Here is a 13,880-nt window from a genome sequence, read left to right as displayed (position 1 = left end):
ACGGACCACTACAACGAAGAACGGCTCCAGTCCGAAGACTGGAGCCGTTCTCTGTGCACGGAGTGCGGAGATCAGTGCGGGAACTGGCCGCGCTTGACCTGCGGCTTGGGCAGACGCAGCGGGCGCAGCTGCAGTGCGCGCATGGCCGCGTACCAGCGGACGCCCCGCTCGGCCTCGCCGAACTTCTTCGCGAGCGCCTTGCGCACGCGGAAGCCGAGGAACACGCAGTCGAGGATGGCGATGATGAAGAACACCCACAGCGTGAGCATGCCGTAGACCTGGATCTCCGGGATGGGGATGAAGGTCAGCAGGATCACGATGAACATGACCGGGATCATGAACTCGCCGATGTTGAAACGCGCGTCCACGAAGTCGCGGACGAACTTGCGCTGCGGGCCTCGCTCGCGAGCTGGGAGGTACTTGTCGTCTCCCGCCGCCATACCGGCCTGTGCTCGGCGTCGAGCCTCGGCCTGCTGGGTCTTGGCCTGCTTCGTCGCTTCCTTGCGGTCGGAGGGCACGAGCGGACGCTTGTTCTGCGCTTCGCGCTCCGCACGGCTCGGCGTCGGCCGACCCTTGCCTTCAGCGCGAGCGAGACGCTCAGCGGTCTGCTCCGAGGTCTCGATGACCGGTTCGGGTGTTGGGGTACTCTGCTGTTTCGCCACGATGGAACGTCCTTGATCGAAAGATTCGCCTTAAGATTACCTGCATGACGACTGGTAACACGACGGAATCATCACAAGACCCATCGAATGAGCAGGAACGCGACGCCCGGTTGAGGGACGCCGTAGCGGGTTCGCTCCCGTCGACCATCGCGGATCTGAGCGCTCTCGTGCGCATCCCATCGGTCTCCTGGTCGGCGTTCGACCCCACGAATGTGCAGCGAAGCGCTGAGGCGGTCGCCGAGCTGGCGCGGGAGACCGGCGCGTTCGACACCGTCGAGATCAAGCGGGCGCCCATCGGCAACGGAGCAGAACTCGGCCAGCCGGCCGTGCTCGCGCGCCGGGCTCCGCGCAACGGCCGCCCGACGGTCCTCCTGTATGCCCACCACGACGTGCAGCCTCCCGGAGACGACGCGCACTGGGATTCCCCGCCCTTCGAACCGACCGTCCGGGACGAGCGCATCTACGGACGCGGCGCCGCGGACGACAAGGCCGGTGTTATGGCGCACATCGCATCGATCCGGGCGCTCACGAACGTGCTGGGCACCGATTTCGACCTCGGACTCGTGTTGTTCATCGAAGGCGAGGAAGAATTCGGCTCCCGGTCGTTCGCGAACTTCCTGGAGCAGAACGCCGAAACGCTCGCCGCAGACGTCATCATCGTCGCGGACAGCGACAACTGGGACGACGCCACCCCTGCGCTCACCGTCGGCCTCCGCGGCAACGTCACCTTCCGCCTCACGGTGCGGACGCTCGAACACGCCTCGCACTCCGGCATGTTCGGGGGAGCCGTGCCTGATGCGATGCTCGCAACGGTGACACTGCTCGCGACCCTGTGGGACGCGGATGGAGCGGTGGCCGTCGACGGCCTCACCTCGCGCGATGCGGAGACGCCGGCCTACGACGAGGCCCAGCTCCGTTCGGAGGCCGGCCTCCCGGAGGGCGTCTCGCCCATCGGCCGCGGTTCGATCCTCAGCCGCCTCTGGTCGCAGCCGGCGATCACGATCACCGGAATCGATGCTCCGAGCGTCGCCAACGCTTCCAACACCCTCATCCCGGAGGTGTCCGTGCGGGTGAGTGCCCGCATCGCACCCGGACAAGACGCGGCGGACGCCTATTCGGCACTCGAAGCGCACCTGCTGGCGAACGCGCCGTTCGGGGCGCGGCTGTCGATCGACGACGTCGACCAGGGGAATCCGTTCCTCGTCGACACCTCCGGGTGGGCTGTCGCCGAGGTCAAGCAGGCGATGGCCGACGCCTGGGGCGTCGAACCCCTCGAGACCGGCATCGGCGGATCCATCCCGTTCGTGGCCGACCTCGTGCGCACCTTCCCCGAGGCGCAGATCCTGGTCACAGGGGTTGAGGACCCGCACTCCAGGGCGCACAGCCCGAACGAGTCCCTGCACCTCGGCGTGTTCCACAAGGCGATCCTGACCGAGGCGCTCTTCCTCGGCCGATTGTCGTCACGGGTCGCTCCAGCCGCGGCGGACGAGGACTGAACCGCGCGCCTGCGGGAATGTTCGGGGCCGATGTGCGGTTTCCGGAGGTAGAATTCCAACCATGGCGCCGTTCGGCGTCCCGTCAACTCGAGGAGACCCATGAGCGACACCATCCTGACCGAGCCGACCGTCACCGAGACGCAGGCGGCCGCACACGGCGTCGGACTCTCCGATGCTGCAGCCCTCAAGGTGAAGAGCCTCCTGAGCCAGGAGGGTCGTGACGACCTGCGGCTCCGTGTGGCCGTCCAGCCCGGTGGCTGCTCCGGCCTCATCTACCAGCTGTACTTCGACGAGCGCATGCTCGACGGCGACGAGACCGTCGACTTCGACGGCGTCGAGGTCATCGTCGACAAGATGAGCGTGCCCTACCTCGACGGTGCTCAGATCGACTTCGAGGACTCCATCCAGAAGCAGGGGTTCACGATCGACAACCCGAATGCAGGCGGCAGCTGCGCTTGTGGAGACAGCTTCCACTGAGTCTGAACTCTCATGCGAGGGGAAATCACCCGGTCTCGGGTGATTTCCCCTCGCTTTTTTTCGTTGAGGCCTGCGCGCCACGGGGAGGAATGGTCCGGCGGGCGCCTAGCTAGCCCGCTAGACTTATGGCTGAACCACAGCTGTGTATTCGAAAGGTCTCGTAGGTGCGCTCGAATCGTCGTCTCCGCTTGGCAGCCATTCCCATGGCCGCCACTCTCGCCATAGTCCTGGCGGGTTGTACGCAGGCAGAACTGCACGGCTATTTGCCGGGCTTCATTGAGGGGGAATCACCCGTCACCAACCACACGGACCGCATCGCCGGTCTGTGGGTGACCGCGTGGCTCGTGCTCCTCGCTGTCGGTGTGATCACCTGGGGCCTCATCATCTGGGCCGTCATCGTGTACCGCCGCCGGAAGGGCCAGACCGGCCTGCCCGTGCAGCTGCGGTACAACATGCCGATCGAGATCTTCTACACGGTCGTGCCCCTGATCCTCGTGCTCGGCTTCTTCGCCTTCACCGCACGCGATCAGGCGGCCATCGAGACCCAGTACAAGGATCCCGATGTAGCCATCTCGGTCTTCGCCAAGCAGTGGGCCTGGGACTTCGTCTACGACAAGTCCGTCTCCGGCGAGGACGTCTGGTCCGCCGGCGTCCAGGCGCAGGAAGGCCCTGGCGGCGTCATCGACCAGGAAGAGCTCCCCACCCTCTACCTCCCAGTGGGAAAGACCGTGAAGATTGCCCTGCAGTCCCGCGACGTCATCCACTCGTTCTGGGTCATCGACTTCCTCTACAAGAAGGACATGTTCCCGGGCAAGATCAACTACATGTCCTTCACGCCTGAGCGTGAGGGCACCTATGCCGGCAAGTGCGCCGAGCTCTGTGGCGAGTACCACTCGCTCATGCTCTTCAACGTGAAGGTCGTCTCGCAGTCCGAGTACGACGCGCACCTGAAGGAGCTGGCCGACTCGGGCAACATCGGCAACTACGGCACCGATTACGACCGCAACACGAACCTTCCGGGCACCAAGGCTCCGGCAGGCGCACAAGGAGACGGGGAATGACCACCACCACGCTTCCCGCAGGCCAAGCACGCGTCATCGGACGCAGCACGGTCGAGCGTAAGGGCAATGTCCTGGTCAAGTGGATCACCTCCACCGACCACAAGACCATCGGGTACATGTACCTGATCGCGTCGTTCGTCTTCTTCTGCCTCGGCGGAGTCATGGCGCTCATCATCCGCGCCCAGCTCTTCGAGCCGGGCGGCACCATCATCGAGACCAAAGAGCAGTACAACCAGCTCTTCACGATGCACGGCACGATCATGCTGCTCATGTTCGCCACCCCGCTCTTCGCGGGCTTCGCGAACGCCCTGATGCCGCTGCAGATCGGCGCCCCCGACGTGGCGTTCCCGCGTCTGAACGCGTTCGCCTTCTGGCTGTACGTGTTCGGCAGCCTCATCGCCGTCGGTGGCTTCCTGACCCCGCAGGGCGCCGCGGCGTTCGGCTGGTTCGCGTACTCGCCGCTGTCGAGTACGACGTTCTCGCCGGGGCTCGGTGGCAACCTCTGGGTCCTCGGCCTCGCGTTGAGCGGTTTCGGCACCATCCTCGGTGGCGTCAACTTCATCACCACGATCATCACCATGCGCGCCCCGGGCATGACCATGTTCCGCATGCCGATCTTCACCTGGAACACCCTCGTGACGTCGCTGCTCGTGCTCATGGCCTTCCCGGTCCTCGCAGCAGCGCTCTTCGCCCTCGGCGCCGACCGCGTCTTCGGAGCCCACATCTACGACGCCGAGAACGGCGGAGTGATCCTGTGGCAGCACCTCTTCTGGTTCTTCGGACACCCAGAGGTGTACATCATCGCGCTGCCGTTCTTCGGCATCGTGTCGGAGATCTTCCCGGTGTTCAGCCGCAAGCCGATCTTCGGATACAAGACCCTCATCTACGCGACGATCGCCATCGCCGCCCTGTCCGTCACCGTGTGGGCACACCACATGTACGTGACCGGTTCCGTGCTGCTGCCGTTCTTCTCGCTCATGACGATGCTCATCGCCGTCCCGACGGGTGTGAAGATCTTCAACTGGATCGGCACGATGTGGCGTGGTTCAGTGACGTTCGAGACCCCGATGCTCTGGTCGATCGGCTTCCTGATCACCTTCGTGTTCGGCGGTCTGACCGGTGTCATCCTCGCGTCGCCTCCGCTCGACTTCCACGTGTCCGACACGTACTTCGTCGTCGCCCACTTCCACTACGTCGTCTTCGGCACCGTCGTGTTCGCGATGTTCGCCGGCTTCTACTTCTGGTGGCCGAAGTGGACAGGCAAGATGCTCAACGAGAAGCTCGGCTACTGGCACTTCTGGTTGCTCTTCATCGGCTTCCACACGACCTTCCTCGTGCAGCACTGGCTCGGCGTCATCGGCATGCCGCGTCGCTACGCCACGTACTCGCCTGAGGACGGCTTCACGTGGATGAACCAGCTGTCGACGGTCGGATCCTTCATCCTGGCGATCTCGCTCCTGCCGTTCTTCCTCAACGTCTACATCACGGCCCGCAAGGCGCCGCGTGTGACCGAGGACGACCCGTGGGGCTACGGCGGATCGCTCGAGTGGGCGACCAGCTCGCCGCCGCCGCGTCACAACTTCGTCACCATCCCGCGCATCCGTTCGGAGCGTCCCGCGTTCGACCTGCATCACCCAGAGGTCGGCATCCCGGTGGGGGTCGGTCCTGCGAAGGACGCACCGGACGCACCAGCTCTCGATCTCGCTGACGGAAAGGTGAAGTAGGGCCATGCGCGCCAATATCATCCTCTTCGCACTGCTGACGGTCTTCTGCGCCTTCCTCGCCGCGCTGTACACGTTCTGGTCGCTCATCGACCCGAACCACGGCACGGTCGAGTGGGTCGGAACCGTCACCCTCTCGCTGACCGCCATCCTGAGCGCGTTCCTCGGCTTCTACTTGAACCGGGTGCACAAGAGCCAGGGCGGCGAGCTGCCGGAGGACACCGTCACGGCCAACATCGATGACGGCGACCCCGAGATCGGTCACTTCAGCCCGTGGAGCTGGTGGCCTATCGTCCTCGCCGGTTCCGCCGGCCTCCTCGTCCTCGGTCTTGCCGTCGGGTTCTGGATCGCGTTCATCGCGGTTCCGCTCGTCGTGATCGCGGTCGTGGGTTGGACGTACGAGTACTACCGCGGATACCACGCTCGGTAATGACTGACTCCTTCAGTATTCGTCGCGGCCGGACCGAAGACAGCGCTGCAGTCTTCGGGCTGGCCGCGCAGCTGATTACGGGCTCGATCCCGCCGGCTGCCGACGACTTCATCACCGCATACAACAACGTGATGCGTCCCCGTGAGGATGAGACCAACGTCCTGTACGTCGCGGTCGACGCCTCCGGCACCGTGGTCGGCTACACGCTGATGACGGTCTCCCGACTGCTGCACGCCGCCGGCCTCACCGCCCACCTGCAGGAGCTCGTCGTCGACGAGTCTGCTCGTGGACGTGGCATCGGCTCTGCCCTCGTGCAGGCGAACGAGTTCTACGCGGTGGAGCGTGGCGCACGTCAGCTGACGATGTCCACCGCCCGTGCAGGCGACTTCTACCGTCGCCTCGGGTACGCGGTCACCGCAGAGTTCTACAAGAAGATCCTGCCGCTCGGCTGATCGTCCACTCTTCGTCCTCTGGGACAGCAGCAGGCCCCGACCGTTTCCCGGTCGGGGCCTGCTGCGTTCTGTGCCTCCTGTGAGTCTCACCGCGCCGCCGCACCAGGTTGTCCAATACTCAGGTAGCGTCCCCGTGTGTCGCCGTTCCGGGCGTGCTGAGCGGCAGACACGCCGAGACGTAGCCTGAGTTGCGAACGGTCCACGGGGCCGTGTGGAGCTTCGGTGTGGCGATTCGCTACCGTTGCAGTATGGAGTTCTCGTTCTTACCGCCGACCGCTTCGGAGTTCAAAACGCTGTACGACGAGACCGGTTGGGGTGCGCGGGACACCGAGTGTTTCGCTCGTGCACTGAGTGGCAGCTGGATCGTGTGCGCGGCTCGCGACGAAGCGGGTTCGCTGGTCGGTATCGGCCGGTTGATCAGCGATGGGGCATTGCATGCGTTCGTGACGGAGCTGATCGTGGCCGACGGCCGACGCGGTGGCGGTGTCGGGGCTGAGATCCTCAGGCGCCTGGTGAGCGAGGCGCGTCGACGAGGGGTGGAGGACGTGCAACTGTTCGCAGCGCGCGGCCGATCCGACTTCTACGAACGGCACGGATTCGAGCGCCGTCCGAACGACGCGCCCGGCATGGACCTGGTGAGTGTCTCAGAGGCGGCGGACGGCTCACCGCGGCGACAGGATGTCGGAGGACTCTAGCCGTCCGAGTGTGACGAACCAGCGCGTTACGGCTCAGTCGTGAAGCCGACCGGATCTCCGGTTTCGAGCGTGATCGCTCCGCTCGAGATGGTGTGCGCCGTCCGTCCGGGCTGATTCAGCGCCAGATTGGCCGTCTTCGGCGCAGTGGGGTGTTCACAACTCAGGCGCGCTGCGGCGCGTCGGGCGCGGAATGCGCCGTCTGGCGCGACATGCCGAGGGTGTTCCTGAATTGCGAACGGGAGAGCTGGGCGGAAACGCCGAACGGCCCTCGGGAACCGAAGTTCCGGAGGGCCGTTCAGATGAAACCGGGGGAGCGGCGACGACTAGTGGTCGCCGTGCGCCTTCTCGATGTCGGTCTTCGTGACCGGAGCGATCCTGTCTTCGAAGAACCAGCGGGAGAGGGCCGCACGGAACCGCTGACCGTTCGTGATCTTGCCCTGAGCGTTCGGGCGGATCATCAGCGGCGCGTAGTCGCGGTAGCTGGCGAGACGCCAGCGCTCGTACTCGTCTACGGGCTCGTGGACCTCGATGTACTCGCCACCGGGGAGACGCACGATGCGACCAGACTCGTAGCCGTGGAGGAGGATCTCACGATCCTTCTTCTGCAGGCCGATGCACATGCGCTTCGTGATGAAGAAGGCGATGAACGGTCCGAGGATGACGACCGCCTGGAGGACGTGGATGACGCCTTCCATGCTGACCTTGAAGTGCGTGGCGATGATGTCCGACGAGGCCGCTGCCCAGAGGCCGGCGTAGAAGGTCACACCGGCAGCGCCGATCGCGGTACGGGTCGGAGCGTTGCGCGGGCGGTCGAGCACGTGGTGCTCGCGCTTGTCGCCGGTGATCCACGCTTCGATGAAGGGGTAGATCAGGACGGTGACGATGAACAGGCCGAGCCCGAGCAGCGGGATCAGGATGTTGAACGACCAGGTGCGATCCCACAGGACGAACTCGAGGTGCGGCGGGATCAGTCGGAGCGCGCCGTCGGCGAATCCGATGTACCAGTCGGGCTGCGTACCTGCCGACACCGGCGAGGGGTCGTACGGGCCGTAGTTCCAGACCGGGTTGATCGTGAAGAGCGAGGCGATGAGCATCACAACACCGAAGACGATGAAGAAGAATCCACCGGCCTTGGCCGCGTACACCGGGAGGACCGGGTAGCCGACGACGTTCTGCTCGGTGCGACCGGCGCCCGGGTACTGCGTGTGCTTGTGGATGACGATGAACGCCAGGTGCAAGGCGATGAAGATCAGGACCATCGCCGGCAACAAGAGGATGTGCAGGCTGTACAGGCGCCCGACGATGTCGGTTCCCGGGAACTCGCCGCCGAAGAGGAGGAACGAGATCCAGGTGCCGACGAGCGGTATGCCCTTGACCATGCCGTCGATGATGCGGAGGCCGTTGCCCGAGAGCAGGTCGTCGGGGAGGGAGTAGCCGGTGAAGCCTTCAGCCATCGCGAGGATGAAGAGGACAAAACCGATGACCCAGTTGAGCTCGCGCGGCTTGCGGAACGCACCCGTGAAGAAGATGCGGAGCATGTGGAGGCCGATGGAGGCCACGAACAGCAGTGCAGCCCAGTGGTGGACCTGACGCATCAGGAGGCCACCGCGGATGTCGAACGAGATGTCCAGCGTGGACGCCATGGCAGCCGACATCTGGATGTTCTTGAGCGGCACGAACGAACCGTCGTAGTGGACCTCTGCCATCGACGCCTGGAAGAAGAACGTCAGGAAGGTTCCCGACAGCAGGATGATGACGAAGCTGTAGAGCGCCACCTCACCGAGCAGGAACGACCAGTGGTCGGGGAAGATCTTGCGACCGAACTCCTTGACGGCACCCGAGATGATGGTGCGTTCGTCGATGTAGTTCGCTGCGGCGGCCGTGAAGCCGCCGGATTTTTTGCTCTGAGCGCCGGCGGGTGCCTGCTCAGGAGCGCGTGACTCAGTTGCGGTACTCAATGACGCTCCCAGAAGCTCGGGCCGACAGGTTCGTGGAAGTCGCTCTGGGCGACGAGGTAGCCCTCGTCGTCAACAGCGATCGGCAGCTGCGGGAGCGGCCGTGCAGCCGGTCCGAAGATGACGGCGCAGTGGTTGGTGACGTCGAACTGCGACTGGTGGCACGGGCACAGGAGGTGGTGCGTCTGCTGCTCGTACAGGGCGACAGGGCAACCGACGTGGGTGCAGACCTTGGAGTAGGCGACGATGCCGTCGTAGGACCAGTCCTTCTTGTCCGGCGTCTCGATGAGGTCCTCAGGCTTGAGGCGCATCAGCAGCACGATGGCCTTGGCCTTCTCGTTGAGCACCTCGTCTGCCTCGTGCAGGTTCTCGGGGATGACGTGGAACACGCTGCCGAGGGTGACGTCCGAAGCCTTGATGGGCGCACCGGATGGGTCGCGTGCCAGACGCGTGCCCTTCTCCCACATGGTGTGGCTGAGCAGCTCCACCGGGTCCTTGTCCTGCGGCGCGAGGCCACGGAACAGGACGACACCGGGAAGCGGGAACGCGATGAGCGCACCGATGAGGCTGTTGCGGATGAGCGAACGACGTCCGAAGCCGGACTCCTCGTTCGCCTCGGCGAAGATCTCCACCGCACGTTCACGGGACTCCTCGGAGCCGCGGATGGGGTGGCGGATGTCGATGCCCTCGTGGTCGGCCATCAGCGCCTTGCCCCAGTGGACGGCGCCGATGCCGATCGCGAGCAGGGCGAGCGCCATGCCGAGACCGATGAACAGGTTGTTCAGTCGTACCGAGCCCAGGTCTTCCGATTCGATCGGGAAGATCATGTACGCCGCGATGGCCCAGACGCTGCCGACGATCGACAGGTAGAAGAGGGTGTAGACGAGCCGTTCGGCGCGCTTGTCCTTCTTCGGGTCGAGGTCCGTCACGCGCTTGCGGTGCGGCGGCAGGCCCGGGTCGGCGATGGCGTCGTGAGTGATCACGGCGGTGCCGGCCGAAGCCTGCAGCTCTTGCCCATGGGCAGACGAGTCGGCGGCGATCTCAGTGCCGCTCGTGTCGTCCTTAGCCATTGTGCTCCTTCTTACGGGGTGTAGTCGTGTCGCGCGTCGGTCAGTTCGACTTCGCGGTGATCCAGACGGTGAGTGCGACGATCGTGCCGAGGCCGAAGATCCAGAGGAAGAGGCCCTCCGAGACCGGTCCGAGCGAGCCGAGGTCGTTTCCGCCTGGCGACGGGTTCTTCTCCATGAACTTGAGCGCGGTGATGATGTCGCGCTTGTCTTCAGGGCTGAGGTTCATGTCGTTGAACACCGGCATGTTCTGCGGGCCGGTGATCATCGCTTCGTAGATGTGAGCTGCACTCACGCCGGTCAGCGGGGGAGCGTACTTGCCCTCGGTCAGGGCGCCACCGGCTGCTGCGACGTTGTGGCACATGGCGCAGTTGATGCGGAAGAGCTCCGCACCGTTGGACGCGTTGCCGTTGCCGTCGAGGTAGTGCTCGTCGGGGATGGCGGGGCCGGGGGCGACGGACGCGACGTACTGCGCGAGGGCCGAGATCTGGTCGTCCGTGAACTGGACGGGCTTCTCAGGCGCCTGCGGACCCTGGTTCTGGAGGGGCATACGGCCGGTGCCGACCTGGAAGTCGACCGCTGCTGCGCCGACGCCGAGGAGGCTGGGGCCGGCGGTGGTGCCCTGCATGTCGAGGCCGTGGCAGGTCGCGCAGTTCGCGCTGAACAGCTTCTTGCCTTCGTCGACCGACGCCTGTGAGTGGACGGGAGCCGTCGAGGCGCTGGCCGTGCTCACGCTGAAGGCGGCGTAGGCGCCACCCGTGACGAGGAGTCCGATGGCGAGGAGGGCTGCCGTTGCCAGTGGGCTCCGGCGACCGCTCTTGCGGGCTTTTCTGGTGTGCTTCTGCATGGAGTCAGTCATTCCGGTTTATTTCAGGACGTAGATGACGAAGAAGAGGCCGATCCACACGACGTCGACGAAGTGCCAGTAGTAGGACACGACGATTGCGCTCGTGGCCTCCTTGTGGCCGAACGTCTTGACGGCGTATGCGCGGCCGATCACGAGCAGGAAGGCGATGAGGCCGCCCGTCACGTGGAGACCGTGGAAGCCCGTGGTGAGGTAGAAGGCCGAGCCGTACGCGTTGGAGCTGAGCGAGATGCCCTCGCTCACAAGCGTCGCGTACTCGAGGATCTGACCGGAGACGAAGAGGGCGCCGAGGGCGTAGGTGAGGAAGAACCACTCCACCATGCCCCACTTGCGCGGGCTCCATCCGGTCATTCGCGGCTGCATCCGCTCAGCGGCGAAGACGCCGAACTGGCAAGTGAACGACGACGACACGAGGATGATCGTGTTGACCGTCGAGAACGGAACGTTCAGTCGGCTGGTTTCCGCTGCCCACAGTTCAGGAGCCATCGATCGCAGCGTGAAGTAGATCGCGAAGAGGCCGGCGAAGAACATGACCTCGCTGCCCAGCCAGACGATCGTTCCAACGGCGACCGGGTTGGGTCGGTTGATCCGGGGCGCGCTCGGCGCAAGGTTGATAGAGGTGCTCGTCACCCCTCCATTATGTCCGAAAGCTGAGGTGGTTTTTTGCATTTCGGGCCGCTCGGCGGTGCTCCGCACGGTTAGGTTAACCTAAGTCCCTGGTGGATTCATGGGCTATAGCTGTTGGATTCCCGTGACTCTGCGCGGTTCACAGCCTTGTAGGATCGCAGTCATGCCTGCTCTGTACACGTGGCCGTCACTCATCGGCGATCTTCTCGACGGAACCGATCTCAGCGTGTCCCAGTCCACTTGGGCGATGGAACAGGTCATGACGGGCAGTGTGACCGACGCCCAGCTGGCCGGATTCCTCGTCGCGCTGCGTGTCAAAGGGGAGACGGTCGACGAGATCGTCGGATTCCGCGACGCGATCCTCGATCACGCGAGGCCCCTCATCGCACCGTCGCGCGCGCTCGACATCGTCGGGACGGGCGGCGACCGCTTCGGCACGGTCAACGTGTCCACCATGGCGTCGATTGTGGCGGCCGCGACCGGCATTCCGGTCATCAAGCACGGCAACCGCGCTGCGAGTTCTGCATCCGGTTCCTCCGACGTCCTCGGTGCGCTCGGAGTCAATCTCGACCTGCCGACCGAACACGTCGGCACGGTACTGGCCGAGACGGGCATCACCTTCGCGTACGCGGCCGCGTTCCACCCCGGCTTCGGGCACGCAGGCCCCGTGCGGGCGCAGCTGGGCGTTCCGACCGTGTTCAACTTCCTCGGCCCGCTCTGCAACCCTGCCCGCCCGGAGGCCTCGGCCGTCGGTGTGGCGCACGCGGACCGCATCCCGCTCTTCGTCGGCGTCTTCCAGACCAGAGGAGCGACGGCGCTCGTGTTCCGCGGGGACGACGGGCTGGACGAGTTGACGACGACGGGCCACAGCCGCATGTGGGAGATCAGCCGCGGAGCGGTGAACGAACACGACCTCGACCCGCGCGACCTCGGAATCCCACGAGCGTCGATCGACGACCTCCTCGGCGGGGACGCGGCGCACAACGCTGCCGTCGTCCACCAGGTGCTCGCAGGCGAGACCGGTCCGGTCCGCGACATCGTCCTGTTGAACGCCGCTGCTGGCATCGTGTCCTTCGAGCTCTCCGAGAACCCGGCGCAGGCGCAGCGTGCGCTGCTCGAACGCTTCGGGGAGGCGATCGAGGTCGCGAAGACGGCGATCGACTCCGGCGCGGCAGCTGCCAAGCTCAGCGAGTGGGTTGCCGCGACCAACCGTCCCCTCGCCTGAGCGCTCGTCCGCTGCCCTCGTTCCCGCCGATCCGCCTGGAGTCCGCCCTCAGGTACTACCGGCCGAGGTGCACACTGGCGTAGGTTGAGAGTCGGTGCCGACGCCCCGCATCGGCATGCCCGAACCGATCGTCCAGGAGGATTCAATGAAGAAGCTCATCAATGATCCGAAGCATGTCGTCGATGAAGCCGTGGCCGGTTTCGGCCTCGCTCACCCCGACCTCGTCGAGGTTTCGCTCGACCCGATCTTCATCGTCCGAAAGGACGCCCCGACCGCCGGAAAGGTCGGGATCGTCAGCGGCGGAGGCAGCGGCCACGAACCGTTGCACGGCGGATTTGTCGGCTACGGCATGCTCGATGCAGCCGTCCCCGGTCCGGTGTTCACCTCGCCGACCCCCGATCCCATCCTCGCTGCCACGAAGGCGGTCGACGGTGGAGCCGGCGTGCTGCACATCGTGAAGAACTACACGGGAGACGTCCTCAACTTCGAGACCGCCGCCGATCTCGCCCTGGCAGAGGGCATCGAGGTGCGCGCCGTCGTGACGAACGACGACGTGGCCGTGAAGGACTCGCTCTACACCGCGGGTCGACGTGGTGTCGCAGGCACAGTGCTGGTCGAGAAGATCGCCGGCGCGAAGGCCGAGACGGGCGCGTCGCTCGATGACGTCGCCGCGATCGCCGAGAAGGTCAACGACCGCACGCGCACCATGGGCGTCGCACTCACGCCGTGCGTCGTCCCGCATGCCGGAGAGCCGAGCTTCACCCTCGCCGACGACGAGATCGAGATCGGCATCGGCATCCACGGTGAGCCAGGGCGCGAGCGGATCAAGCTGGAGCCGGCCGACGCCATCGTGGACCGCCTGCTCGACGCGATCCTCGAAGACCTGCCGTATGCGAGCGGAGAGCGGACGCTCCTGCTGGTGAACGGGATGGGTGGCACGCCCCAGGTGGAGCTGTTCATCGTGTTCAAGCACGCGGCGGAGGTTCTCGCTGCGAAGGGCGTCGAGGTGTCGCGGTCGCTCGTCGGCAACTACACCACGAGCCTCGAGATGCAAGGCGTGTCCATCACGCTCCTGAAGCTCGACGACGAATTGACCGAATTGTGGGATGCGCCCGTGCAGACGGCCGCGCTCCGCTGGGGAAGGTAG

14 protein-coding genes are annotated in these 13,880 nt (G+C 65.2%); 9 read left to right on the top strand and 5 right to left on the bottom strand.

Annotation, left to right across the window (positions count from 1 at the left end; genetic code table 11):
• Nucleotides 1-71: 71 nt before the first annotated feature.
• Nucleotides 72-662 carry a DUF3043 domain-containing protein gene (locus ACL9RL_RS12585; protein ID WP_422780599.1) on the bottom strand — a complete coding sequence of 197 codons (591 nt, stop codon included), beginning with the start codon at nt 660-662 and terminating at the stop codon, nt 72-74.
• Nucleotides 663-706: 44 nt separating this feature from the next.
• Here ACL9RL_RS12585 and ACL9RL_RS12580 point away from each other — a divergent pair, with 44 nt between their 5' ends.
• From ACL9RL_RS12580 to ACL9RL_RS12550, 7 genes are all read left to right on the top strand, one after another.
• Nucleotides 707-2,158, top strand: a complete 1,452-nt coding sequence (locus tag ACL9RL_RS12580; protein WP_422780598.1) for a dipeptidase — start codon at nt 707-709, stop codon at nt 2,156-2,158.
• 99 nt (nt 2,159-2,257) lie between these two features.
• On the top strand, nt 2,258-2,635 hold the full coding sequence (locus ACL9RL_RS12575; RefSeq protein ID WP_422780597.1) for a HesB/IscA family protein: 378 nt from the start codon (nt 2,258-2,260) through the stop codon (nt 2,633-2,635).
• A gap of 164 nt (nt 2,636-2,799) precedes the next feature.
• On the top strand, nt 2,800-3,696 hold the full coding sequence (coxB, locus tag ACL9RL_RS12570; protein ID WP_422780596.1) for a cytochrome c oxidase subunit II: 897 nt from the start codon (nt 2,800-2,802) through the stop codon (nt 3,694-3,696).
• Entirely contained in the window at nt 3,693-5,420 is a 1,728-nt protein-coding gene (gene ctaD / locus ACL9RL_RS12565; protein ID WP_422780595.1) for a cytochrome c oxidase subunit I, read from the top strand. The genes coxB and ctaD overlap by 4 nt, the downstream gene beginning before the upstream one ends.
• Before the next feature lie 4 nt (nt 5,421-5,424).
• Nucleotides 5,425-5,847: a cytochrome c oxidase subunit 4 gene (locus ACL9RL_RS12560; protein ID WP_422780594.1), complete on the top strand. Its 423-nt coding sequence runs from the start codon at nt 5,425-5,427 to the stop codon at nt 5,845-5,847.
• Nucleotides 5,847-6,299, top strand: a complete 453-nt coding sequence (locus ACL9RL_RS12555) for a GNAT family N-acetyltransferase (protein WP_422780593.1) — start codon at nt 5,847-5,849, stop codon at nt 6,297-6,299. The genes ACL9RL_RS12560 and ACL9RL_RS12555 overlap by 1 nt, the downstream gene beginning before the upstream one ends.
• A gap of 248 nt (nt 6,300-6,547) precedes the next feature.
• Nucleotides 6,548-6,994, top strand: coding sequence for a GNAT family N-acetyltransferase (locus tag ACL9RL_RS12550; protein WP_422780592.1), 447 nt, complete (start codon nt 6,548-6,550; stop codon nt 6,992-6,994).
• A gap of 323 nt (nt 6,995-7,317) precedes the next feature.
• On the opposite strand, the gene ACL9RL_RS12545 is transcribed toward ACL9RL_RS12550, so the two are convergent.
• The 4 genes from ACL9RL_RS12545 to ACL9RL_RS12530 are packed head-to-tail and all read right to left on the bottom strand — an operon-like array spanning nt 7,318 to nt 11,550.
• Nucleotides 7,318-8,952 (bottom strand): cytochrome b, encoded by a 1,635-nt coding sequence (locus ACL9RL_RS12545; RefSeq protein ID WP_422780591.1) that lies wholly within the window; start codon nt 8,950-8,952, stop codon nt 7,318-7,320.
• Entirely contained in the window at nt 8,949-10,019 is a 1,071-nt protein-coding gene (locus tag ACL9RL_RS12540) for a Rieske 2Fe-2S domain-containing protein (RefSeq protein ID WP_422780590.1), read from the bottom strand. The genes ACL9RL_RS12545 and ACL9RL_RS12540 overlap by 4 nt, the downstream gene beginning before the upstream one ends.
• Before the next feature lie 40 nt (nt 10,020-10,059).
• Nucleotides 10,060-10,863 (bottom strand): c-type cytochrome, encoded by an 804-nt coding sequence (locus ACL9RL_RS12535; protein WP_422780589.1) that lies wholly within the window; start codon nt 10,861-10,863, stop codon nt 10,060-10,062.
• 18 nt (nt 10,864-10,881) lie between these two features.
• Nucleotides 10,882-11,550, bottom strand: coding sequence for a cytochrome c oxidase subunit 3 (locus ACL9RL_RS12530; protein WP_422780588.1), 669 nt, complete (start codon nt 11,548-11,550; stop codon nt 10,882-10,884).
• A 121-nt stretch (nt 11,551-11,671) separates the two neighbouring features.
• Between ACL9RL_RS12530 and trpD the strand changes: the two genes are divergently transcribed.
• Together trpD and dhaK are read left to right on the top strand one after the other, a co-directional pair.
• Complete coding sequence (gene trpD, locus ACL9RL_RS12525; RefSeq protein WP_422780587.1) at nt 11,672-12,733, top strand: anthranilate phosphoribosyltransferase; 1,062 nt, start codon at nt 11,672-11,674, stop codon at nt 12,731-12,733.
• A 145-nt stretch (nt 12,734-12,878) separates the two neighbouring features.
• Nucleotides 12,879-13,880, top strand: a complete 1,002-nt coding sequence (gene dhaK / locus ACL9RL_RS12520; protein ID WP_422780586.1) for a dihydroxyacetone kinase subunit DhaK — start codon at nt 12,879-12,881, stop codon at nt 13,878-13,880.

Source organism: Plantibacter sp. Mn2098 (assembly GCF_049319745.1).
Taxonomy (GTDB): Bacteria; Actinomycetota; Actinomycetes; order Actinomycetales; family Microbacteriaceae; genus Plantibacter.
The sequence above is the reverse complement of the archived record's forward strand: the minus strand, read 5'-3'. Positions and strand labels throughout refer to the sequence as shown.